Raw genomic sequence first — 21,495 nt, forward strand, 5'->3', positions numbered from 1 at the left:
TTCTGAGGAGTGAGTGATTACGAGGAGTGGTTAAGTACACTGAAAATCGTTTGATCTCTGGGCATTCATAAGTGAAGTGACTCTCGATGAACTCCAATTTTGATTCGCTGAATAACGATATGCAATCTCCGCTCAATTCACAGTTAAACGCACAAGCCCGCGATCGCTTCGAGTTACTCAGTGCCTATCTCGACGGAGAAGTGACAGCCAGTGAGCGCAAACAGGTCGAAGAATGGTTAGCAACCGATGCTTCGATCCAACAGCTTCACGCTCGCTTGCTCAAACTTCGTCAGGCATTTCGCTCGATTCCTGCCCCCGCTCCCGTTCAATCTGTTGAGCAAACAGTTGAACAAGTCATGGCAAAAGTCGATCGCCGTCCAAAACTCCGCTTGGTCTGGGGAGGGGCTGCCATTGCTGCTGCCTTTATGGGTGCCGTGACGCTCTTTAGTGTTCGTCAGCCCCAAATGGCACAAGTTCAACCCAAAACTCAACCGACTCTTGAAGCTCAGCAGCAGCCCTCTGACTCTGACATGATGGTGGCGCTCGATCGCCCAGTTGTGTCAATTAAGATGGCAAATTCTCAACCGCCTTCACGTCAACGCAACTAATCTCAGGTTTGCTGAAGATTTCAATCGCCCGTGGTTATTTCACTGCGGGCGATTTTTCTGCCAAATTCCGCTGGGAGTCAGAACGCCCTTTAAGCGATCGACTTGCTCTTGCATCATCACATACGCCCAAGCTTTCCCTAGTGAGATTTGGTTAAGATCGAAAACTTCAATTTCCTGGCGCTGATAATCGTTCCCTGATCCAAACGGCTCGATCTCGGTTGGATCATGTTGTTCGTAGTCATCTAGGATTTCTAATATCTCAGCATTCTGGAAAGTTAACAGATAACCGTAAGTCCTTCCATTTCCAGGAACAATTGCCGGATAACCTAGCTGTAAATGATAGAGAGAGGCGTGAGCGATCGCGCTCTGGCTGGAAATAACGCGATCAGCACAGAGCACATACTGACTTTCACCCGGTTTGAGCGTGCCGTACACAAAGACCCGAATCATTCCTCTTCGCCTGCATGATACGAACTGCGGACGAGGGGAGCCGATCGCACATGAGAAAATCCCATGTCTTTGGCAATCTTGCCCAAACGCTCGAACTCATCCGGATGCCAATATTTCTGAACGGGCAAATGGTCTAAAGAAGGACGCATATATTGACCGATCGTTACGCGATCGCACTTGACGGCTCTCAAATCCTGAAGTGTCTCAATCACTTCTTCTTCAGTTTCACCGTGTCCTAACATCAAGCCTGATTTGGTGGGAATCGCCGAATCGAGTTCTTTGACGATTTCTAAAACTCGAAGCGTGCGATCGTATTTCGCACCTCGGCGCACGGGAGCCTGTAACCGCTTGACGGTTTCAATATTGTGGTTATAGCAAGCGGGTTGCGCTTTCACGATCGTCTCAATTCGCTGACGCTGCAATTCTTCTGCGGAAAACCCTTCTTGTTTTCCGCCCCAAAAATCAGGGGTCAGCACTTCAATCTGAGTCTCCGGATTCAATTTGCGAATTTGCTGCATCGTTGCTGCAAACCAACCTGCTCCTTGATCCGGGATGTCATCTCGTGCCACCGAAGTTAGCACGACGTATCTCAAGCCGAGTAACTGAACCGATTCCGCCACTTTCTGAGGCTCTTCGGCATCCAGCGGCATGGGCGCGTGCCCTTTATCCACCTGACAGAACGCACACGATCGCGTACAAGTTGGCCCCATCAACAGAAACGTCGCCGTCTTCTGGGCATAGCATTCTCCCCGATTTGGACAGCGTCCTTCCTCACAAATCGTGTGAATTTGGCGCTGTTTAATAATCTGCTGCACAGTTGAAATATCACTGGCATTCCCGATCGAGCGGCGTAACCAGTCTGGCATCGCAGCAACCAAGGCACGACGTTCAGAAATTGTCGAAGGATTCGTTTGGGAAGACATAAACGGGGGAATGCTAGGGGTCAGATGAATAAAAACTTGGCAAAAGCCAACAGCTTAGAAGATAAAGTTTTGTTGCCTATGTCAATTATAAAGTGAGAAACTCATCGGCTCGACGCTGTAGTGTTCCTTCACGAAAAGTCAGTATCATTTAGCACGATCGCGGCTATCATTTCTACTGCTGAGTTTCTCGGTCAGGGGTGCAGTATTCACGGGTCGCATCGTTTTCCCGACCATCCTGACCGATGTTGTTTCCCAGATCACCCGTAGAGGAGTTCAGTTGTGGCTAGTCACAAAGTTATTGTTATCGATGATAGCGCCGTGATTCGGAACATGGTGCGTGACATGTTGCCGAAAGGCAATTTTGAGGTTTTGGAAGCAAAAGACGGAGTGCAAGGGATTACCCTGATTCGTCAGGAGCGTCCAACTCTGATTATGTTAGATTTCCTGCTGCCGCGGATGAGCGGTTGGGAAGTGTACCAGCAAATTCAGAGCCAGCCTGAACTACAAACGATTCCTTTAGTACTGATGTCGGGACGTAAGGAAGAGGTTGAGGAAAAGCTGCAAGAGCCGTTTGAGTATTTTGAGTTTGTGCAGAAGCCATTTGACCAGAAGGGTCTAATTGATGCCATTAAAACGGCAATGGCAAAAGCGAAGCGTCGCCCGGCTCCGGTTGCACCAGTTGCTCCGGTTGCTGAGACCACAAGTGGCGCAGACGCAGCTGAAATTGCAGCCCTGAATCAGAAGATCGTGAAGATGCAGGCTGAAATTGATGGAATGAAGAAGCAAATGGGTCAGCTTTTAGCGTTTGTGAAGCAGAAGTTGAAGTAATTTTGATGAATATAGGGCGCTACGGAAGTTCTCACCTCCGTAGCGTTTTTTATTGAGCAGGTTTCCATGTCCCATGAAATCCGAGAGGGATGACTTCCGGCAATGCTAATCGACATACGGGCTGATCATCTAAATGCTCACTATCGAACACCCAAACTTCACTACTATCTGTACGCGCATCGTAAACAACGGTAATAATCCAACCTTGATTGGCATCGATCGCATCAGGTGCGTAAATCGGTTCCATTGGATAGCGATTCTCCCCACAGTCAGCTTCGATCAGCGTTTCAGTTTTCCGATCGAATCTCCCGATCGCGCCAAAGAAATCTTTCGTCGAATCGCTGCCTTTACGATGCATTGCTAAATAGGTATAGCGCCAGTCTTGTCCCACATCGACTGGGTTTACCACCGGAAATTCTAAGTGTCGATCGACGAGTTCCTGCTGCTCGAATACTTTCCCCGTTTTCGGATTGACTCGAACTTGCCACAGGGTCGATTTTGCGGAGGTATGCGTCTCGCCCGTGGCAACCTGTCTGAGGTATTCATTAGTATTGAAGTCGGGGAGGCGGATGATATCAACGATCGCATTGCCATCCTCATCCACACAAGCATTGCCAAAATGCCATTGATACCAAGGATCAGTTTCGCCTTTGCTCACCAGTTGTAGCGTTTCTCGATCGAAGACCAACACTTGAGTTCCGAGTTCTGGCTTCCAGTCGAACGACTCGCTAAAACTCTTAATTCTTGCTAACAGCAAAAACGGATTCAACCGTACAGGCGAAACAAAAAAGAGTAAATACTGACCTGCCATCACAAAATCGTGGATGAGCGGAAAGCCGTCTAGGGTGTAGCTATTTCGCTGCTTGAGTTTGCCATTTGCATCGACACAATACAAATTCAGAACCGGGTCTTTCCCAACGGTCACACCGAAATTGTAGATATCTCCGGTTTTGGGGTCACGTTTTGGATGAGCAGAAAAAGGAATTGACTCCGGTAAGCTTCCTAAAGGGTCAGGTTCTCCAGTCTCTAAGGTTTCTAGATTGAGCGTGTACGGATGTGCGCCTTCCCAGAGAGCGAGTAAGCGATCGCTCAATGCCAACACTGAGGTATTTGCCGCATTTTTCAAGCCTTTCGTAAAGCGATTGATCAATCCTCCGGGTGGCAACATGCCATAACCGCTGTACATCAATCGCCCCGCCCGTTCCTCATTGAGAAATTCTGGCGTTTCCACATAGCGATAAACCCCCGTTGCGCCCGCCTCTTTGAAATGCACGGCTAAGATTGCGCCATCGCCATCAAACCAATGTCCAACTCGCGTATTGCCGCGTTCTAGGCGACCGGGACCGTTGCGGTAGAGTGAGCCTCTCAAGCCTTCGGGAATTTTGCCAGATAAAATTGGCAGAGCCGTGGCTGAAAAGCCTTTGGCAGTATGAAGAACAGATTGAGTCCAAGGTTGTGATTTTACAGCGGTGACCATAATTTTTTTCTTAGTTTAGTAGCTTGCCATCTTCGAGTTCGACAATTCGATCGGCGATATCTAAAATCCGATTGTCGTGAGTGACGAGTAAAATCGTGCAGCCTTGTTCTTGGGCAAGTTTTTGCATGAGTTCAACGACATCTCGACCGGATTTTTTATCGAGTGCAGCAGTCGGTTCGTCGGCAAGAACAATTTTGGGATGACTCACTAGCGCACGAGCGATCGCGACTCTTTGTTTTTGTCCACCCGATAAGTCTGCGGGATAGTAATCCATCCGATGTTCTAATCCGACCGCAGTGAGAATTTCTTCTGCCATTGTCGAAGCAGTTTTATAAGGGGTTTCGCTTAATTCTAGCGGCATCATGACGTTCTCTCGTACAGTCAGACATTCGAGAAGGTTGTGTGCTTGAAAGATGTAGCCTAACTGCTGTCTTGCTTGAACAAGCTGAAGTTTGCTGGCATTTGAGAGGTTTTGTCCGAGAACATTGAGCGTGCCGGATTGCGTCGATCGTAGACATCCGATTAAGCTCAAAAGCGTTGTTTTACCTGAGCCGGAAGGCCCTGTCATGATTACAATTTCGCCGCTTTGAATGTTGAGATTGATGCCAGACAGAACTTGTTTTTTGAGTTGACCTTGACCGTAGTAATGATCGAGGTTCTGAATGGAAATTGCGGTGTTCATGATTAGAAAATATCTGCGGGGTCAGCCGATCGCAGTTTTCTGACCGAAATTGCGGCTGAGATTGTACACATCATTGCAGTTAGCATTAACACAAATGTTGCTCGTCCTATGGTCATCACCATGGGTAAAAGTGTTGCTTGTCTTGTGACCTGATAGAAGCCTAGAGAAATCGCAAACCCAGGCAGAAATCCAATAAATGCCAGAATCAGTGCTTCTTGGAAGACAACTGAAAGCAAATAAGTATCTCGAAATCCAATTGCTTTCAGCGTTGCATATTCCGGTAAGTGATCAGTTACATCACTGTAGAGAATCTGATAAACCACAACTGCACCCACAATAAAACCAATCACTGCGCCCAAATCAAACACATAACCAACGGGTGTGCTCGTGTTCCAAAAACTCTTTTCTTGCTCCATAAATTCCGCTTTTGACATGATTCGGACATCATTTGGCAAGCCCGATCGCAGATTTTGCAGCACTTGATCCAAATTCGCATCCGATCGCAGTTTCACAACTCCCACATCAATCAAGCCTTTCTGCCGCCGCTCTCGAAACATCCGCAAAAAGTTCAAATCGCTCGTAATCATGTGCCCGTTAATTCCAAACGAAGTTCCGAGCTTAAACAATCCAACGACATCCACTCGTCGATGCTCAACTTCAGTCGTCACATTTCCCGAAGCTTGAAATAATTGCGGAATTCTCCCAAATTCTTGCCGCGCTCCTGCATCAAACAGTACAGTATCAGGGCGTTTTAGCAATTCAGTATTTGATTTCACTTCTGGTAACAGAATTGTTTGATCATCTGGATTAATGCCAATTGCATAAAGATTCCAAATCTGCTGATTTTCTGGATTCTTCCACTGAACTGGGCTGAGATAAACGGGCGTGACTGATTCAACTCCTGAATAGCCTAATGCTTGATACAATCGCCGTTCTGTAAATCGATCGAGAGAAATTACGGCTTTATAGCGATCGCTGACTAGAAAAATCTCGCCATCCAAAACCTGATGAAGCTGAACGGCTCCTTCAAATAACGCACTGCGAAATCCCATTTGCAAGAACATCAAGACATCGGCAAAAGCAATTCCCGCGATCGCAACAATCATTCGTCCCCGTTCTTTGGTCAGTTGCTTCCAAGCTAACGGAATTCTGCGTTTCAGCATAAAAGCCTCAATTAAATCGATGGTTTTGGTGCGCGATCGAGGGATGCGTCAATGAGCTAAATCGACCGCTCGTAAACATTGCCGTTTCAGCCTCTTCCCAAGTTGTTGAGGTTGCCCTTTCTGATTGCCAATGAACGACCGAAGCTTCATCACACCAATTTTGCAGTTTTGGCATGACTTCTCGATGAGAACCCGATCTCATAAACGATCGCATCGATGCTTCATCTTCCCAAACCGTCTTTGTCCAAAACACATTTTTGCCCGCTGCTCGAATGGTTGAAGCTAAGTTGCCTTGAGCTTGTTTTGCTTGTTGGTTGCTTTTGAAGGAATACCAGAGAAATGCTGGAAGAAATCGAACAGAGCGCACTCGTAAGCGCGTGACAGAAATCAAGGGCATTGTTTTACTCCTAAAATTAGCGAAGATCAGTAATTATTGAAGGCCGATCGCGATTTGCAGTTTCATATTCGTTAAGCCTGCAACGCTCTGACTGTCCTCTGGATCGAGTCGAACTTTGACTTCAACCACTCGCGCATCGATCGATGCCGCTGGATCGGTGTTCAAAACATCTTTCTTGGCAACTTCTAAGCCAATTTCGTCTACTTTGCCTTTGAGCGATCGTGCGAGTTTTCCACCCGATACGCTCGTCATCGTTGCTGCCTGTCCGACTCGAATCTTTGGCAAATCGGTCTCATACACTTCGGCAACGGCATACATCACATCCGTTTGCCCGATCGAGACAATTCCATTTTTGCTATCGATGATCTCGCCTTCCCAGGTATGAACTTTGAGAATCTGCCCATCTCTCGGCGCACGAACGACTGTTAAATCCAGCTCTGCTTGAGTTTGTTGAACAGCAGCGATCGCACTTTGCACCTCTGCCTGTGCTGCCTCGATATCCACCGGACGCACCTCAGCAATCCGATCTAACGTGGCTTCGGCTTCTTTGACTTGTTTCGCAATCGTTTCGGCTGCCTGTCTTCGATTGGCTTTTGCTTCTGCTAATTGCTGACGCGAAACATCTAAGGTTAATCGTTTCCCATCTTTGAGAGAAGTGGAAATCGCACCCTGTTTTTCTAAGAATTCGTATCGCTGAAATTCCAATTCGGCATTTTTTACTTCTGCTTCTAATTTCGCGATCGCCGCATCTTTCGCTGCCACATCCTCACGCAATTGCACTTCAGTGCGATCAATCGTTGCCTGCTGTGCAGAAATCTCTCCCCGCTTCGCGCCTGCTTCCACCTGCGCCAATTTTGCTTGAGCAATTCCGACTCGCTTCTGGGCTTGAGTTAAAGCTGCTAAAGCGCGATCGTGCGTATCCAACACGGCAATGATTTGACCTTTGCGGACTCGATCTCCCAACTTCACCCGCAATTCAGCAATTCGACTTCCAGGCGGATTGGCTGCCAGTTGGATCACTTCTCCTTTCGGTTCTAATCTCCCCAATGCCGTTATCGCTTGAATGGCAGGAGCATCAGAAATCGCAACTGCCACCGTTTTCGGACGAAATTGATAGAGCGCGATCGCCCCAAACGCTGTCAAAATAACCGCAATTCCAATCGATCGTGGTTGAATCTGCTGCATAGTTTTAACTCCTAATTACTATGCACTTAGTTGCATAACACTTGCTAGAATATATGCAACTAATTGAATATGTCAACAGTTTTGTATGCAAAAAATTGCATTTAAGATTCAAATGGTTTGAGGTTCAAATTTATGGCATTGAGTCACGCAATTTTGGCTCTTTTAATCGACAGCCCTTACAGCGGCTACGATCTGGCAAAAGATTTTGATCAGTCGGTGAATTTTTTCTGGAAGGCAACGCACCAGCAAATTTATCGCGAACTCAGCAAGCTCGAAGAGCAGGCATTGGTTGAAGTCAGCACGATCGCGCAAGCAGGACGACCCGACAAAAAGCTCTATCACATCACCAAAGCGGGCGAAACATTCTTAATCGAATGGCTGCTCCAACCTTGTGAAGTCATGCCGATCAAAGAAGACTTGCTCGTGAAACTTTGGGCAGCGCAATTGATCCCCGTTGCTCATGCGATCGAACAGTCCGCTTCCGTTGCCAAACTAATCGAAGAATTCCAGCGACATCGAGAACTGCATCAGCAGCGACTCGCGACGTATCACCAAATCGAGCGCAAATTTTATCCAGATTCCGATCATCTGCCAATTGCCCAAAAATACCGTTACCTTGTGTTGCGGCGCGGCATTCGCTATGAAACAGACTATATCGAATGGTGTGATGAAGTTCTCAAACTATTCGCAAATCAAGCGGAAGGCAAGGGTGTCTGATACAATGAACGGCGTTGTCAATTAGATGTACATCCTTTGAGTCAATCGATCGACGATCTACCTAAAGTAGATGATTTTCTACAAGAACTCGCCACGATTCAGCAAACAGGGTCGAAACGGATTGCGATTCTCGGTTCACGCCACGTGCCGATTACGCACCAAACTCTGATTGAACTGATGACGTATGCGTTGGTTTTAGAAGGGAACCGGATTATTACATCCGGCTCGACCGGGACAAATTTTGCTGCAATTCGAGGAGCATTACGGGCTGATCCGTCGATGTTAACGGTGATTTTGCCGCAAGGACTCGATCGACAACCCCGTGAGTCTCGTGAGCAGCTTGAAACCGTCATGCATTTAGTCGAGTGTCCAGAGAATAATAGCCTTTCTCTTGGCGAAGCGAGTGCGCTCTGTAACCAGGAAATCATTTCTCGCTGTCAACAGCTCATTTCGTTTGCGTTCCATGATAGTCACACGCTGCTACAAACCTGCCGCGATGCTGAAGATCAGCGCAAAGTTGTGACATTGTTCTATTTCGACTAAATTTTTATGTTGTTTGGATTGTCCGTCCCGAGCTTGCTGCTGATTGCGATCGCGGTCGCAGTCGTGTGGATTTATGTGCCATTTTTAGTTGTTGCGTACGCCCGCGCTCAGATTGGGTATCTCACGAACAAAGAAATGATGGCAGCCCCGCGCGCCACCTTTGATCAATTGCCGGACTATGGAAAGCGAGCTACTTGGGCACATCAGAATGCGCTCGAAGCCTTTCCGATTTTTGCCGCGGCAGCATTGATGGCGTATGTGACTCATCAAACTTCCGCATGGGCAGGATGGGCAGCGATCGCTTGGATCGTGGCACGATTTCTGTATCCCGTTTTTTACATTCTGAATGTCTCCATTTTGCGATCGTTGATGTTCGGAATTGGCTCAGTTTGCAGCTTTACGTTAATCGGACTAAGCTTGATCAGCACGCTCTAAAAGACTTTTTTGTTTTATGGCTTCTACTTTTTCGTTTGATATTGTGAGCGACTTCGATCGTCAGGAACTCGTCAATGCGATCGACACAACGAAGCGCGATGTTCTCAGCCGCTACGATCTCAAAGATACGAAAACGGAGATCGAGTTGAATGCTGATGCGATCGTAATTAACACCGATAGCGAATTTACCCTAGATGCAGTGCATACGCTGATGCAACAGCGAGCTGCAAAACGGAATCTGTCCTTGAAGATTTTCGATTATGGCAAGGTTGAATCCGCGAGCGGAAGTCGCGTTCGACAAGAAATTAAGTTGAAAAAAGGCATCAGCCAAGATATCGCCAAGCAGATCACTAAGATTATTCGCGATGAATACAAGAAAGTTCAAGGCTCAATTCAAGGCGATGCCGTTCGAGTGACTGCAAAATCAAAGGATGATTTGCAAGCCGTGATGCAGCGGATGAAACAAGAAGATTTTCCGGTGGCATTGCAGTTTACCAACTATCGGTAAGTTCATCGTCTAAAGTTTCTTGGGTTGGAGCATGAATCGGGAATGTTACTCGAATCGATGCTCCTTCTATTTTTCTTAATATCTGAATAACTGTTCATATGTTAGGTTAATAAGGAAAAGATTGGAGAATCAACCATGGCAACCGTAACTCAGATGAAATGTGCGTGTGAAGCTTGCCTGTGCATCGTGTCGATCGAGAATGCAGTCAAGAAAAATGACCATTTCTATTGCAGCGAGGCTTGTGCAGAAGGACATCCAAACGGACATGGGGATTGTGGTCATCAAGGCTGTACCTGCTAATTGAAAAAACCGCAGAAATTATTTCTGCGGTTTTTTCACAATTCATTTTCAAGTGACTGTGAGGCAATATCGCGATTACAGACTTGACATGACCGATTTTGCGGCTGCGATCGTTTGATCGATATCCTCATCGGTATGAGCTAGAGAGGTAAATCCAGCCTCAAACTGCGACGGAGCCAGGTAGACACCTTGCTCTAACATGCCGCGATGGAACTTGCTGAATTTGCTGAGATCCGATTTTTTCGCGTCTTCGTAGTTATGAACGGGCCCTTCGGTAAAGAAGAAGCCAAACATTCCACTGATCGAACCACCACATGCTGCATGACCTGTTTCTTTCGCCGCATTCAGCAATCCAGCGATCAGACGAGACGTAATGCGATCGAGCGTTTCATAAGTTCCCGGTTGCCGTAACAATTCCAACGTCTTAATGCCCGCCGTCATTGCCAGAGGATTTCCTGAAAGCGTGCCAGCTTGATACATCGGGCCTGCAGGAGCAACCATCTCCATAATGTCCCGACGACCGCCGTAAGCTCCGACAGGTAAGCCACCACCGATAACTTTACCCAACGTGGTCAAATCAGGAGTAATGCCAAATTTCTCCTGAACTCCACCGTAAGCAATCCGGAAGCCCGTCATCACTTCGTCGAAGACCAACAGCGCGCCATACTCGCGAGTCAACTCGCGCAGACCTGCTAGAAACCCAGGTTCAGGCACAATGAAGCCAGAATTTCCAACGATCGGTTCTAGCATCACACCAGCAACTTCACCTGGATTTTCTTCAAATAACTTCTTCACCGCTTCCAAATCGTTGTAAGGCGCAGTGAGGGTACTCGCTGCGGTTGATTTGGGCACACCTGGAGAATCGGGCAATCCCAACGTTGCCACACCAGAACCTGCTTTCACCAAGAACATGTCCGCATGTCCGTGATAGCAACCTTCAAACTTGATGATTTTCTCGCGTCCGGTGAATGCCCGCATTAGGCGCAATACGGACATACAAGCTTCTGTACCAGAATTCACGAAGCGCACCATTTCAATGCTGGGAACCGCATCGATGACCATTTCTGCCAGCACGTTCTCGAGAGCGGAAGGCGCACCGAAACTTGTTCCTTTTTCGGCAGCCTCTTGAATCGCACGAATGACTTCAGGATGAGCATGACCGCAGATTGCTGGCCCCCATGTGCCAACATAATCGATGTATTGATTGCCATCGACATCCCAAGCATAAGCACCTTTGACGCGATCGAAGACGATCGGTTGACCACCTACCGATTTGAATGCTCGTACCGGAGAGCTAACGCCACCGGGCATCAGCTTTTGAGCGGCAGAAAAAATCTCATCTGATTTGGTGGTTTTTAAATTGCCAGTGATCAAAGTTCTCTCCTTACTCCGTCAGAAAAATCGGAGTCGCTGAAAAAAGAGGCGATTCATTACCGCCTCTTTTGATAACTACATCATCTTAACCAGATCGCGAAACCGCATGGTAATCATTCGTCTCAGAACCCGCTGGAAACCTGAAAAAACAGGAGAACAACTCACTTGCGTATTTTTTGACTCGTTAAGATACAAACGTTCTAAGAACGATAAACAAATTTACTAGACGAACGCTCAAATTCGTGATACAAGTGTTCTAAAATCCCTTAATTGTTTGTATGTCCACCTAGGAAGTTTATGGAACCCCTTACCGAAGCCCAACAACAACTTTACGATTGGCTGGTTGACTATATCCGCGACCACCAACATGCTCCGTCAATTCGGCAGATGATGACCGCAATGAATTTGAAGTCTCCGGCTCCTGTCCAGAGCCGACTGGAGCACCTTCGGAACAAGGGTTACATCGGCTGGACAGAAGGGCAAGCCCGCACAATTCGGATTCTCAATTCACATCCGCAAGGAATTCCAATCCGTGGCGCGATCGCAGCAACGAGTCTGGTAGAAACTTTTCCCGATGTGGAAGTTGAATATCTCGACTTATCGAACTTGCTGCTAAAACCGAGCCATTTTGCCTTAAAAGTGCGCGGTCATAGCATGATCGATGCGCTGATCGATGATGGCGATATTGTGATTTTGCAGCCTGTGAATGATGCAAGAACGATTAAAAATGACACGATCGTTGCGGCTCATCACCAGGGCAAAGCCACTTTGAAATATTTTGAGCGCAAAGGCAGCAAAGTCATTCTGAAGCCTGGTAATCCCAATCGTGAACTTTATCCGATTACTGAAGTTCCAGCTTCGGAAGTTGAAGTTCAAGGCGTTTTAGTCGGTGTTTGGCGCGGTTACGGCAAACTGTAAAGCTGCGTTTTTGAAGTTGCAACTGCCTCCACTGATAGAAATCAGTGGAGTTTTTTATTGGAATTTAGAATCAACAGCTTTTGAGTGATGCCTGACAAATTCTATTCGCCAAGCATTTTCGTCCTACTTTAGGAGCAAGTAATAGAGTTGCCCAGTGGCATTAATCAAGCCAGCTTCATTGCCAGCTTGTACACCTGTTCCTGTAAAGATATCAACTCGACCTGCTCCAATAATTGCGCCTCCGGTATCTTGATCTAACACAAACCGACTCACCGATCGCTGTTCGAGTTGCTTCTGCGAATTCGCGATTGGCAATTGTGTCTGAATCAACGCCAATGCCCCTGGTGGCATCAAAGACTTATCTGTGGCAATGGAGCGATCGCCCGTCAGCGGAACGCCCAAACTCCCTAACGCAGGCGCACCAAACGTATTTCTGAAAAATACAAACCGCCGATTTCGAGGCAGATAGACATCTAAATCTTTCGGATTTTCTTGAAAATATTTCAGAACATTCGGCAAATTCAAATCCTCTAATTTCAGCTTGTTATCTTTAATCAGTTCCCGCCCGATGCCGCTGTAAGGCTGATCAGTAATTCCGGCAACGCCGATCGTCATCGTCGTTCCATCCGTGAGATTCAATCGCGCCGATCCTTGCACTTGAATCAGGAATGCCTCCAAGCGATCGCGCATCCAGACTAATTCTGCACCCCGCAATTTCCCCTGCTTGCCTTGTAATCCATCCGCTCCTTCTAATTCCAAGCGAGTCGGATGCGGCTTTTTCCACTGCGAAAATCCGGCAGGTAGCGCATAAAGCGGATATCGATATTCCGCTGTTCTTTTTCGACTTGCCGTGTGAACAGGCTCGAAATACCCCGTAAACGCAACCGTGCCCTGATTGTCTTTCCCGGTTGATTGATAAACAGTAAATTCTTTTGCGATCGCCGCTGAAAGTGCCGCCTCAGATTTTGCAGTCAGGAGTAATTGGCGAAATCGTCTCAGACTTCGGATCACACGATCGCGCGTAATTTCTTTAACCGGATAGTTCTGATACGCCTGAATCGCTTTCGAGGTCTGAAGATATCTCAAACTCTGATCAATTGCGCCGAGCACAGAGCGGCGATCGCGCAAAATCTGATCATCCACCGCAACGGTAGAGGGTGCGATCGGTTTAAGCGGAACTTGAGCGGGTTTGGCAGCAGGTTGAGTCGTAGGTTTGGGCTGTGCAAGTAAGGGGATCGCAGGCACACCGAGAAAAAGTAGACTTGCAAGAATCAGCGATCGTTTCATGGGGAGAACTGAACATGGGGTAATCAAAACCGACAATAGATTACCCCTACAAGTTCCACAGCAGCAAGTTAATAGCGATCCACACTGCCTGCAAACAGCGGTTCAACTCTCAAGCTAATAACGCGCGCCGGACGAACGACCATGTATTCGCCTTGGATATTTTTAATCGGAACGCTAATAAAATCCTCAGAAGCAGCCTTCGGCATCAGTTCGCCGCTGTACCACTTCTGAAACTCTTGAATCGTTGGGAAACGCACCTCTTCCCGGTGTCCTCCCTCCATCATAATATGCACGGAAAATTCGCTAGGCGTTCTAGGCATCTGAGTTTCCTCTCAATTGAGCGATCGTCTTTTGCATCGCAGGACAGACTCAGTATGGGCGGAGTGTACAAAGAACTATCAGGTGAGGAGGGGAGAGACAGCAGATTAAGCTTCGAGACATTAAATTATTCCGTTATCTCTGTTACAGAATTCTGCCTGTAATTTTTAACTTTTGAATAGTGAATTTTAGCGATTCGTGAAACGCATCAATTCCATTCAGAAATTAAATATAAATCCTGTAAATGTGGCGAGAATGACCTTCTATCTTTAGAAAGAAAGACTAGAATAAAAAGTGTCAAATTTACTTCATAAAAACGTGGCAACAAAGTTCTACCGAATTGCAGGAAATTTGCAAAGAAAGTAGTAATCTCGTAAAAATTGTTACAATCAGTGAAGCTATTTTGATACATAACTATAGAAACTGGTCTGTCAACCGGATTCTGAATTGTAAGCTTCGCCCGGAATGGCTTCATTTCCTATAGTCGTCACTTCACGGACGGAATCCTTTACCTCTACACATCTCTCACCAGTCCAAGGAACGTTTCAGCATGAGCTTTCGGAAACCTGGTGGCTCCGCGCCAGAGCGCGATCGTCACAGTCACAACACTATCGCGGTTTCAGGATGGGTTTATCACCCCCTAACCGCCTCTACACCTTACTCTCAACCAAGTCGTAAGCCCTTTGATCTCATTGCCCCCCTGCGCCGCAAGTTAGACAACCTCCAAGTTACAAATCCAGAATTTGCTCACTTCATCGCAAAATCGATTCCAGCCCAGTGTCCATTCGAGCGAACGGTTTCGCTCTTTGGCAAGACTCTCTTTCACATTCCGCCTCTGTGCAAACTGAATCCGTTATACGAAGAAGTCGTTGGATTACGGTTCCGCGCATTGTGCTATCTCGCTGATGAATGCGGCGAAGATATCAACCAATATTGTTAAAGCTTCCAATTCTTGTCTTGTACAGCGGCTTCTCCCGGAGCCGCTTTTTTATTGCAATTAATTTCAGGGCTTTACACGCTGCAATTTATATTTCTAAATTTAGTCATTTACAAGCAGAAATATAGATTGAATTGGGTGCTTCTAAGACTCTAAACTTTGGTTTCATGCCCTAGATCTTTGGGGACAAAGTGGTATCTTTGAAATTGAGGTTAGTGAATAACTTCCCTGGCAGATCAAACAGCCAAATCTAGTTAAATAAAGAGAGGTACAACTGCTGTTTCACTTTATATCTGTCTCGTCCAACAACACCCAAGACCGAAATTTGATATTTCCTCTTCTGGCATAGCTGAGAGTCTTTAACAAGTCGGCGCTTAAAATTAAGTATCCAATTTGTTCAACTCTATCTAGAATGGATTAATGTGAGGAAGTCACTCAGAGAGTAAGACTTGGGTGTTGTTGTAATTTTAAAGAGAAGGCAGATTTCAGCATGGCGATTATTGCTCTCAAAGCCTGGTATTTGGAACAGTATGAACCCATTCGGGAACTAGAAAAACGTCCCCACGATTTGAGGTTGAGCAAGAATAGTTTGCTGAAGTCGGGCTTGCGTGCTGATTTTTTAGAAGATAGCGATGAGGTGAAAAAATCATCGTGGTTCCAACGCTATCTCCTTGGTGAAATTGTTGAATTCTATATCGAAGGAAGCGGTGGTTACGCAATTTCTAATATTGATCTGTCGAGCCACGAAATCTATTTCTCAAAACAAGAAGTCATGGCGAATTTGGAGCCTGAAATCTTCTTTTCTTATCAAAATGAGTTTGATGAGTCGAGCGATCTGATCCGCGAAGAACTGATTTCTGTCGTAGAAAGCTTGAATCGTCGATCGCGCTTACCTCTAACGCTACGCGAATCCCATCGGCTGAGCGAAGGCGCAATTCGGCTCAATAGTTCTCTGATGCGATCGATTCGTCAGTCTTTATTATTTATTGGCGATGCAACTTCGATCGCTGAAATTTCTGATACGCCTCCGCTGCTCATTCCCAGTCCAAAAGTATGTATCGAGACGGGATATGCCCTGAGCAGTAAGCGAACCGAGCAAGTTCTGATGGTACAAATGGAGCGATCGGACATGCCGGGATATTTTCCCTTTGATTTGCCGAGTCAGAATCGATTGACGTTTAAAGATAAGACCCAATTGCGGAAATTATTGCCAAAAGCGATTGAGTCTCAACTGCATCGATTTAACTTGCTGTAGAAGCAACCTTGATGAATTTGTGAAATTTGGGTTTCGACTCCGCCCAACCTGCGCACTAGGCAGGATTTGTGAATGATCGAAAAAATTCGATCGTTGAGCGGAGCCGAAACAGATTTTGCACTAACCTAAAGTTCTCTTGATTGGATCAAAGACTGCTCGTTTCGCCACATAGGGCTGACCTACCGAAACTCGTGGCAAGCGATGCTTAAATCCACACAGAATCTCCCAGGAAATTGTTCCTAACAAATTTGCCCAATCATCTGCCAAGATTTTTTCGTTACCATCTTGTCCGAGTAGCGTCACCACCTCTCCTTCTTGCAACGCTGGAATATGGCTCACATCCAGCATTAATTGATCCATCGTGATCGAGCCAATTTGCGCTGCCTGTTGTCCTCGGACTAAAACCTTCATCTTGTTCGAGAGATTACGCGGCACTCCGTCGGCATAGCCAATCCCAACCACCGCGATCGTCGTGTCTCGATCGGCAACAAATCGATGCCCATAACTTACCCCAGTCCCCGGCTGAATCCTTTTAACCTGGGTCACTCGCGCTTTGACTTGCATCACGGGGCGGAGATCTAACCGCGACGCTGGCGGTAAGTGCGAACCCGATCGCAAATGCTCTGCTGGATACAATCCATATAAAATCAGCCCCGTCCGTACCATGTCATAGTGCAAACTCGGATCAACCATCGTTCCGGCTGAATTGGCCAAATGAAAGCGGGGATGCTTGCCCGCTAAGTCATATCCACAGGCTCGAATCGCTGCTTCATAACGTTTTTGCTGTTGTTTTCGGATCGTGGGATCGAGATCTTCAGCTGTTGCTAAGTGGGAATAAATGCTATCGATCGACAAATTCGGCAAACCCTTGACCAACTGCACAAACTCAACTGCCTGCTCCCACGATGTCCCCAATCGAGACATGCCCGTATCGAGTTTGATATGAACGGGCAGAACGCTGCCTCGAACCGATTCTGAGTACACTAAAGCCTGTTTGGGGGTGCAGAGAGTAGGTTGAAGCCGCCAATGCTCGATCGCTCGAATTTGATCAGCGGTATGAGTCGCGCCTAAAACCAAGATCGGCGCTTCAATCCCCGCTTCTCGCAATTCAATGCCTTCTGGGATCGTCGCTACACCAAGCCAGCTTGCCCCTGCTTGTAGAACGGTCTGCGCCACAGTCACAGATCCATGACCATACGCATCCGCTTTGACCACTGCCATTAATTCAGTCTGGGGAGACATCAGGCTGAGAATCTGCTGCACATTATGGGACAGTGCCGCGAGGTCAATCTCAACCCAAGCTCGCTCTCGCTGCATCAGAGCAATACTCGAACTTTGATCCCAACTCAACATCACGTTTACTCCTCGATCACACCATTCATCCTGACAGTTTAATCGTCACTTCTCTTTCACAATCGGGAAATATAGCGTTTAGCTGCGTTCCTAAGTGTTGAACATGTCAACTCCCCGATCTTCGACCCATCGCTTGACTTTACTTTATATCGTTTCTCTCGGTACAGTGGCATTCCTAGCGCTTTTAGGTCAAGCGATCGTCCAATCGATGCTGTCTCAACAAAAGCAAAATGCAACAGTCGTCGAGATTGCAAGCCGACAGAGAATGCTAAGTTGGCAGTTACGAGAAGCGACTTTGGCACTACAAATTGATTCGACTCAAAGTAATGCGACACAGATTCAAGAGATTGAAAACATTCTCCAAGAGTGGGAGGTTGCCGATCAAAAAGTTCAAAGTGCAATTCGGGAAGCCATGAGTTTTAGCAGGTCTGGCAATGAGATTCGCAATCAAGCGGATGCCCTTGTCCCCTCGCATCGTCGGATTCGGCAAGCAGTTGAAGCGTTGATGCAACTGGAATCGGGTCGGAAGCGACCTGCTCAAACTTTATACTATCTGAAGGAAATTCGAGAAAGTGGGAAAGAATTTTCTGAGCGGATTAATCAGTTGCTGTTGTCTTACAACCAGCAGGCACAAGAAGGAATTGCACAACTCCGAGCGGTAGAACTGAGTCTGTTCGGATTGCTGATGCTGATCTTGCTATTAGAAGGAATTTTGGTGTTTCGTCCTGCGGTTGATCAGTTGCAGAAGGCACTCAATGATCTGGAAGCTTCCCTGTCGATGACGCAAGAGACCGCTCAACAGCTGGCAGCAGAACAAGCCCAGTCCGAACGTCTCCTGTTGAATATTTTGCCAAGCCCGATCGCGCAACGGCTCAAAGAAACGCCCGATGAGATTCAGCCGCATATTGCCGATGGCTTTGGAGATGTAACAGTTCTATTTGCGGATATTGTTGGCTTTACCAGTTTGTCGGCTCGAACCTCGCCCCAGGAGTTGGTGGGGTTATTGAATCAAATTTTTTCGCGCTTTGATCGCTTAGCAGAACAGCATGGATTAGAGAAAATTAAAACGATCGGTGATGCGTATATGGTCGTGGGCGGATTACCACATCCGAGTGACGATCATGCGATCGCAGTCGCGGACATGGCAATTGACATGCAAAAGGCGATTAATCAATTCAATTTAGAGACGGGAGAAGCCTTTAGCATTCGGATTGGGATGAATACGGGTGCAGTCGTTGCGGGCGTGATTGGGTTGCGGAAATTTATTTATGACCTGTGGGGCGATACCGTGAATATTGCAAGTCGTATGGAGTCTCACGGAGTTGCAGGTGGGATTCAAGTCACAGAAGCAACTTATCTGCGGCTAGTAGAGACACATCATTTTGAGCCACGAGGAGTGATTGAGGTAAAAGGGCGCGGGGAAATGATGACCTATTGGTTAAAGAACAGAAAGGAAGTTTCCGCTGCAACATCAGAAGCCAGTGTTTTATGAGGTTCCGATTTCTCACTACGCGAGGATGAGTCTGCTAATGTCCAGCGCTCACGCCTTCGGCTTTCACCTTTTTGAAAAATAGCACTGCAATACCGCTAACGAGCAATGCGAACCCGATGAAGTAAAAGCAATCATTGAACGCTTGAATATAGGCTTCACGACGCACAACATTATCGATCGCGGCTAATGCCTGATTTTGAGCGGAGGCTAAATCCGAACCTCGACTGACAAAATATTGTGTCAGCTGATTCAATCGCTCTTGAGTGGCAGGATTGAAATTAGAAATACTTTCTCCTAAACGGTTGGAGTGAAATTGCTGGCGCTGAGTGAGGAGCGTCGCGATCGCGGCAATACCAATCGACCCACCCAAATTTCGCATCATATTAAACAATCCAGACGCTGATCCCGCTTGATTAGGCGCTAAGCCCGCTGTCGCGACTGTCGAAAGTGGAACCATAATCAAAGGCTGCCCTGCCGCCCGAACCAGTAAAGCAGTTCGCAATTGATCCATCCCGGTCAAATTCGTAAAAGTCGAATTCATAAAACAACTGACAGCAAACAGACTCACCCCAACTCCAATCAAGAGCCGCACATCCACGATTTTCATCAACCGGGGAACAAACGGAATCACCAGTAATTGAGGAAATCCAACCCACATCAGCACTTCACCGATTTGTAGCGCGTTGTATCCCTGAATCTGTCCTAAGTAAAGCGGCAAAATATAAACTGAGCCGTACAGTCCTAACCCAAGTGCAACGTTAATGACACTGGCTAGTCCAAAATTGCGTTCTTTGATCAATCTGAGATCGATAAAAGGTTGCCTCCGAGTCAGTTCAATCCAGAAGAAAATACTCAAGAAGATTACAGCAATCACGGCTAATCGAACGATCAAATCAGAGCTAAACCAATCTTTTCGACTGCCTTCTTCAAGCACGACTTGAAAAGATCCAAGCCCGATCGCCATCGCAATCACGCCACCCCAATCGCCATCCCTTAAGCGATCGAGCTGCATCGGGCGGGAATCGATCGCATACCAAACGGCTGTGAGCAATAACACGCCTGGAATCAGATTGATATAAAAAACATAGTGCCAGCTAAAGTTTTCAGTTAACCAACCTCCGAAGGTTGGCCCGATCGATGGTGCAAAGGTTGCTGTAATACCAAACAATGCCATCCCAGTCGGTTGTTTCGACGGTGGTAAAGTCGTCAGCAGCACGGTAAATGCCATTGGAATCAGCACACCACCCGTGAACCCCTGAAGTGCTCGAAACACAATCATCGAGGGTAAATTCCAAGCAAATGCACACAGGATCGAGAAAAGAATGAACAGAGAAGCATTGACAAGGAGATAGCGACGAACTGAGAAAATCTGCGATAGCCAACCTGTCAGCGGAATTACAACAATTTCCGCAACTAAATAAGAAGTCGAAATCCAAGATCCTTCTTCTAAAGTCGCTCCAAGTGCAGCTTGGATATCTCTTAACGACGAATTCGTAATTTGAATATCCAACACTGCCATAAATGCACCCAAGACCGTGCCAAATACCCCGATCCACGTTTTCAATGAAACCTGATCTCGATCGCTAGCAGTAATAGACACGCAATCCTCCAATGATTAGGGATGAGGTTGATAGGGATGAGGTTGATTGTATATGCCGAGGCACGGTTTCATCTTGTGAAGGGATTGGCATTTCACGCTTTCGCAACCGCATGGCAAACAGCCCTGCAATCACAGCAGCATAGCTAACCGTATCAATCGCAAAACAGGCGGGAATGCCCACTGCTGCGATTAATAATCCTGCGATCGCAGAACCCATCAATCGTGCTCCACGAAAAATCGAAGAATTGAGCGCGATCGCATTTCCTAAATTTTCTGGTCGATCAACTAAATGCACGACAAACGACTGGCGCGCAGGAATATCGACCGCATTGACGCAGCCTTGAAACACACTGAGCGCAATGATATACCAGAGATCGATCGCGTTGCTAAACGCTAAAACAGCTAACAGCAAAGATTGCAGCATGGACAGAGCCTGAGTCGCAATCAACGTGTGTTGACGGTTCCAACGATCAACTAAAACGCCTGCAAACGGACTCAAAAGGAAATTCGGAATTTGCTGCGCGAATCCGACCACTCCCAGAAGTAATGCAGAATTCGTTAAGTGATAAACCAGCCAAATTAGGGCTGTTTGGCTCATCCAAGTTCCAATCAGAGAAAGCCCTTGCCCCATGAAAAACAGGCGGTAGTTTCGGGATTCGAGCGCGCGAAACGTCTCTGGAAACTGCATCTTTTAAGTTTCTGAGGAGTGCGCCTCCCAGTGTGAGCGTTTTCAGAGATGGCAAAC

General features: G+C 47.0%; 24 protein-coding genes. 11 read left to right on the plus strand and 13 right to left on the minus strand.

The window, feature by feature from the left end:
• Positions 1–86: 86 nt before the first annotated feature.
• Positions 87–608, plus strand: a complete 522-nt coding sequence (locus LEPBO_RS0128885) for an anti-sigma factor family protein (RefSeq protein WP_017291081.1) — start codon at positions 87–89, stop codon at positions 606–608.
• 39 nt (positions 609–647) lie between these two features.
• Here the strand turns inward: LEPBO_RS0128885 and LEPBO_RS0128890 are convergent, their stop codons facing one another.
• The gene (locus LEPBO_RS0128890) at positions 648–1,058 is read right to left on the minus strand and encodes a gamma-glutamylcyclotransferase family protein (protein WP_017291082.1); all 411 of its coding nucleotides are present in this window, start codon (positions 1,056–1,058) and stop codon (positions 648–650) included.
• Positions 1,055–1,981, minus strand: a complete 927-nt coding sequence (lipA, locus tag LEPBO_RS0128895) for a lipoyl synthase (RefSeq protein WP_017291083.1) — start codon at positions 1,979–1,981, stop codon at positions 1,055–1,057. Before lipA ends, LEPBO_RS0128890 begins: the two co-directional genes overlap by 4 nt.
• A gap of 279 nt (positions 1,982–2,260) precedes the next feature.
• Here lipA and LEPBO_RS0128900 point away from each other — a divergent pair, with 279 nt between their 5' ends.
• On the plus strand, positions 2,261–2,809 hold the full coding sequence (locus LEPBO_RS0128900) for a response regulator (protein ID WP_017291084.1): 549 nt from the start codon (positions 2,261–2,263) through the stop codon (positions 2,807–2,809).
• Positions 2,810–2,858: 49 nt separating this feature from the next.
• Here the strand turns inward: LEPBO_RS0128900 and LEPBO_RS0128905 are convergent, their stop codons facing one another.
• From LEPBO_RS0128905 to LEPBO_RS0128925, 5 genes are read right to left on the minus strand one after another with little or no spacing between them, the layout of a single operon-like run.
• A complete protein-coding gene (locus tag LEPBO_RS0128905; RefSeq protein ID WP_017291085.1) occupies positions 2,859–4,286 on the minus strand; it encodes a carotenoid oxygenase family protein in 1,428 nt (475 codons plus the stop codon).
• Positions 4,287–4,296: 10 nt separating this feature from the next.
• Positions 4,297–4,968 carry a DevA family ABC transporter ATP-binding protein gene (locus LEPBO_RS0128910; protein WP_017291086.1) on the minus strand — a complete coding sequence of 224 codons (672 nt, stop codon included), beginning with the start codon at positions 4,966–4,968 and terminating at the stop codon, positions 4,297–4,299.
• Between the two features lie 2 nt (positions 4,969–4,970).
• Entirely contained in the window at positions 4,971–6,131 is a 1,161-nt protein-coding gene (devC, locus tag LEPBO_RS0128915; protein ID WP_017291087.1) for an ABC transporter permease DevC, read from the minus strand.
• 7 nt (positions 6,132–6,138) lie between these two features.
• Positions 6,139–6,528, minus strand: a complete 390-nt coding sequence (locus LEPBO_RS0128920) for a DUF3291 domain-containing protein (protein ID WP_017291088.1) — start codon at positions 6,526–6,528, stop codon at positions 6,139–6,141.
• Between the two features lie 33 nt (positions 6,529–6,561).
• Complete coding sequence (locus LEPBO_RS0128925; RefSeq protein ID WP_017291089.1) at positions 6,562–7,713, minus strand: ABC exporter membrane fusion protein; 1,152 nt, start codon at positions 7,711–7,713, stop codon at positions 6,562–6,564.
• A gap of 132 nt (positions 7,714–7,845) precedes the next feature.
• Here LEPBO_RS0128925 and LEPBO_RS0128930 point away from each other — a divergent pair, with 132 nt between their 5' ends.
• The 5 genes from LEPBO_RS0128930 (at position 7,846) to LEPBO_RS41275 (ending at position 10,216) form a co-directional block, all read left to right on the plus strand.
• Positions 7,846–8,430, plus strand: a complete 585-nt coding sequence (locus LEPBO_RS0128930; RefSeq protein WP_017291090.1) for a PadR family transcriptional regulator — start codon at positions 7,846–7,848, stop codon at positions 8,428–8,430.
• A 36-nt stretch (positions 8,431–8,466) separates the two neighbouring features.
• The gene (locus LEPBO_RS0128935; protein ID WP_017291091.1) at positions 8,467–8,973 is read left to right on the plus strand and encodes a hypothetical protein; all 507 of its coding nucleotides are present in this window, start codon (positions 8,467–8,469) and stop codon (positions 8,971–8,973) included.
• Positions 8,974–8,979: 6 nt separating this feature from the next.
• Positions 8,980–9,408: an MAPEG family protein gene (locus LEPBO_RS0128940; RefSeq protein WP_017291092.1), complete on the plus strand. Its 429-nt coding sequence runs from the start codon at positions 8,980–8,982 to the stop codon at positions 9,406–9,408.
• 16 nt (positions 9,409–9,424) lie between these two features.
• Positions 9,425–9,916: a YajQ family cyclic di-GMP-binding protein gene (locus LEPBO_RS0128945; protein ID WP_017291093.1), complete on the plus strand. Its 492-nt coding sequence runs from the start codon at positions 9,425–9,427 to the stop codon at positions 9,914–9,916.
• Between the two features lie 135 nt (positions 9,917–10,051).
• Positions 10,052–10,216 (plus strand): metallothionein, encoded by a 165-nt coding sequence (locus LEPBO_RS41275; protein WP_071596192.1) that lies wholly within the window; start codon positions 10,052–10,054, stop codon positions 10,214–10,216.
• 75 nt (positions 10,217–10,291) lie between these two features.
• Here LEPBO_RS41275 and hemL read toward each other — a convergent pair whose 3' ends face one another.
• The gene (gene hemL / locus LEPBO_RS0128955; RefSeq protein ID WP_017291095.1) at positions 10,292–11,590 is read right to left on the minus strand and encodes a glutamate-1-semialdehyde 2,1-aminomutase; all 1,299 of its coding nucleotides are present in this window, start codon (positions 11,588–11,590) and stop codon (positions 10,292–10,294) included.
• 297 nt (positions 11,591–11,887) lie between these two features.
• On the opposite strand from hemL, the gene lexA reads away from it, so the two are divergent.
• Positions 11,888–12,508, plus strand: a complete 621-nt coding sequence (gene lexA / locus LEPBO_RS0128960; protein WP_017291096.1) for a transcriptional repressor LexA — start codon at positions 11,888–11,890, stop codon at positions 12,506–12,508.
• Positions 12,509–12,631: 123 nt separating this feature from the next.
• Here lexA and mltA read toward each other — a convergent pair whose 3' ends face one another.
• Together mltA and LEPBO_RS0128970 are read right to left on the minus strand one after the other, a co-directional pair.
• Entirely contained in the window at positions 12,632–13,795 is a 1,164-nt protein-coding gene (gene mltA / locus LEPBO_RS0128965; protein WP_017291097.1) for a murein transglycosylase A, read from the minus strand.
• 68 nt (positions 13,796–13,863) lie between these two features.
• Positions 13,864–14,115 carry a hypothetical protein gene (locus tag LEPBO_RS0128970; protein WP_026149006.1) on the minus strand — a complete coding sequence of 84 codons (252 nt, stop codon included), beginning with the start codon at positions 14,113–14,115 and terminating at the stop codon, positions 13,864–13,866.
• 548 nt (positions 14,116–14,663) lie between these two features.
• Between LEPBO_RS0128970 and LEPBO_RS0128975 the strand changes: the two genes are divergently transcribed.
• Both LEPBO_RS0128975 and LEPBO_RS0128980 read left to right on the plus strand, forming a co-directional pair.
• Positions 14,664–15,053, plus strand: a complete 390-nt coding sequence (locus LEPBO_RS0128975) for a Mo-dependent nitrogenase C-terminal domain-containing protein (protein ID WP_017291099.1) — start codon at positions 14,664–14,666, stop codon at positions 15,051–15,053.
• Between the two features lie 487 nt (positions 15,054–15,540).
• The gene (locus LEPBO_RS0128980) at positions 15,541–16,305 is read left to right on the plus strand and encodes a hypothetical protein (protein ID WP_017291100.1); all 765 of its coding nucleotides are present in this window, start codon (positions 15,541–15,543) and stop codon (positions 16,303–16,305) included.
• A gap of 120 nt (positions 16,306–16,425) precedes the next feature.
• On the opposite strand, the gene alr is transcribed toward LEPBO_RS0128980, so the two are convergent.
• Positions 16,426–17,658, minus strand: a complete 1,233-nt coding sequence (alr, locus tag LEPBO_RS0128985) for an alanine racemase (protein ID WP_017291101.1) — start codon at positions 17,656–17,658, stop codon at positions 16,426–16,428.
• Between the two features lie 103 nt (positions 17,659–17,761).
• Between alr and LEPBO_RS38585 the strand changes: the two genes are divergently transcribed.
• Positions 17,762–19,150, plus strand: a complete 1,389-nt coding sequence (locus LEPBO_RS38585; RefSeq protein WP_017291102.1) for an adenylate/guanylate cyclase domain-containing protein — start codon at positions 17,762–17,764, stop codon at positions 19,148–19,150.
• A gap of 34 nt (positions 19,151–19,184) precedes the next feature.
• Here the strand turns inward: LEPBO_RS38585 and LEPBO_RS0128995 are convergent, their stop codons facing one another.
• The gene (locus LEPBO_RS0128995; protein ID WP_017291103.1) at positions 19,185–20,750 is read right to left on the minus strand and encodes an MDR family MFS transporter; all 1,566 of its coding nucleotides are present in this window, start codon (positions 20,748–20,750) and stop codon (positions 19,185–19,187) included.
• The gene (locus LEPBO_RS38590; RefSeq protein ID WP_051077833.1) at positions 20,734–21,438 is read right to left on the minus strand and encodes an MFS transporter; all 705 of its coding nucleotides are present in this window, start codon (positions 21,436–21,438) and stop codon (positions 20,734–20,736) included. Before LEPBO_RS38590 ends, LEPBO_RS0128995 begins: the two co-directional genes overlap by 17 nt.
• Positions 21,439–21,495: the final 57 nt, after the last annotated feature.

The sequence above is a fragment of the Leptolyngbya boryana PCC 6306 genome (genome assembly GCF_000353285.1).
Taxonomy (GTDB): domain Bacteria; phylum Cyanobacteriota; class Cyanobacteriia; order Leptolyngbyales; family Leptolyngbyaceae; genus Leptolyngbya; species Leptolyngbya boryana.

Bases quoted from the DNA above. Each gene is read 5' to 3' on its own strand.
- LEPBO_RS38590 (WP_051077833.1), bottom strand. From the start codon at position 21,438: ATGCAGTTTCCAGAGACGTTTCGCGCGCTCGAATCCCGAAACTACCGC.
- mltA (WP_017291097.1), bottom strand. From the start codon at position 13,795: ATGAAACGATCGCTGATTCTTGCAAGTCTACTTTTTCTCGGTGTGCCT.
- LEPBO_RS0128885 (WP_017291081.1), top strand. From the start codon at position 87: ATGAACTCCAATTTTGATTCGCTGAATAACGATATGCAATCTCCGCTC.
- LEPBO_RS0128890 (WP_017291082.1), bottom strand. From the start codon at position 1,058: ATGATTCGGGTCTTTGTGTACGGCACGCTCAAACCGGGTGAAAGTCAG.
- LEPBO_RS0128910 (WP_017291086.1), bottom strand. From the start codon at position 4,968: ATGAACACCGCAATTTCCATTCAGAACCTCGATCATTACTACGGTCAA.
- LEPBO_RS0128980 (WP_017291100.1), top strand. From the start codon at position 15,541: ATGGCGATTATTGCTCTCAAAGCCTGGTATTTGGAACAGTATGAACCC.
- lexA (WP_017291096.1), top strand. From the start codon at position 11,888: ATGGAACCCCTTACCGAAGCCCAACAACAACTTTACGATTGGCTGGTT.
- LEPBO_RS0128940 (WP_017291092.1), top strand. From the start codon at position 8,980: ATGTTGTTTGGATTGTCCGTCCCGAGCTTGCTGCTGATTGCGATCGCG.
- LEPBO_RS38585 (WP_017291102.1), top strand. From the start codon at position 17,762: ATGTCAACTCCCCGATCTTCGACCCATCGCTTGACTTTACTTTATATC.
- LEPBO_RS0128905 (WP_017291085.1), bottom strand. From the start codon at position 4,286: ATGGTCACCGCTGTAAAATCACAACCTTGGACTCAATCTGTTCTTCAT.
- LEPBO_RS0128920 (WP_017291088.1), bottom strand. From the start codon at position 6,528: ATGCCCTTGATTTCTGTCACGCGCTTACGAGTGCGCTCTGTTCGATTT.
- LEPBO_RS41275 (WP_071596192.1), top strand. From the start codon at position 10,052: ATGGCAACCGTAACTCAGATGAAATGTGCGTGTGAAGCTTGCCTGTGC.
- devC (WP_017291087.1), bottom strand. From the start codon at position 6,131: ATGCTGAAACGCAGAATTCCGTTAGCTTGGAAGCAACTGACCAAAGAA.
- LEPBO_RS0128970 (WP_026149006.1), bottom strand. From the start codon at position 14,115: ATGCCTAGAACGCCTAGCGAATTTTCCGTGCATATTATGATGGAGGGA.
- LEPBO_RS0128975 (WP_017291099.1), top strand. From the start codon at position 14,664: ATGAGCTTTCGGAAACCTGGTGGCTCCGCGCCAGAGCGCGATCGTCAC.
- LEPBO_RS0128945 (WP_017291093.1), top strand. From the start codon at position 9,425: ATGGCTTCTACTTTTTCGTTTGATATTGTGAGCGACTTCGATCGTCAG.
- alr (WP_017291101.1), bottom strand. From the start codon at position 17,658: ATGTTGAGTTGGGATCAAAGTTCGAGTATTGCTCTGATGCAGCGAGAG.
- LEPBO_RS0128930 (WP_017291090.1), top strand. From the start codon at position 7,846: ATGGCATTGAGTCACGCAATTTTGGCTCTTTTAATCGACAGCCCTTAC.
- LEPBO_RS0128925 (WP_017291089.1), bottom strand. From the start codon at position 7,713: ATGCAGCAGATTCAACCACGATCGATTGGAATTGCGGTTATTTTGACA.
- lipA (WP_017291083.1), bottom strand. From the start codon at position 1,981: ATGTCTTCCCAAACGAATCCTTCGACAATTTCTGAACGTCGTGCCTTG.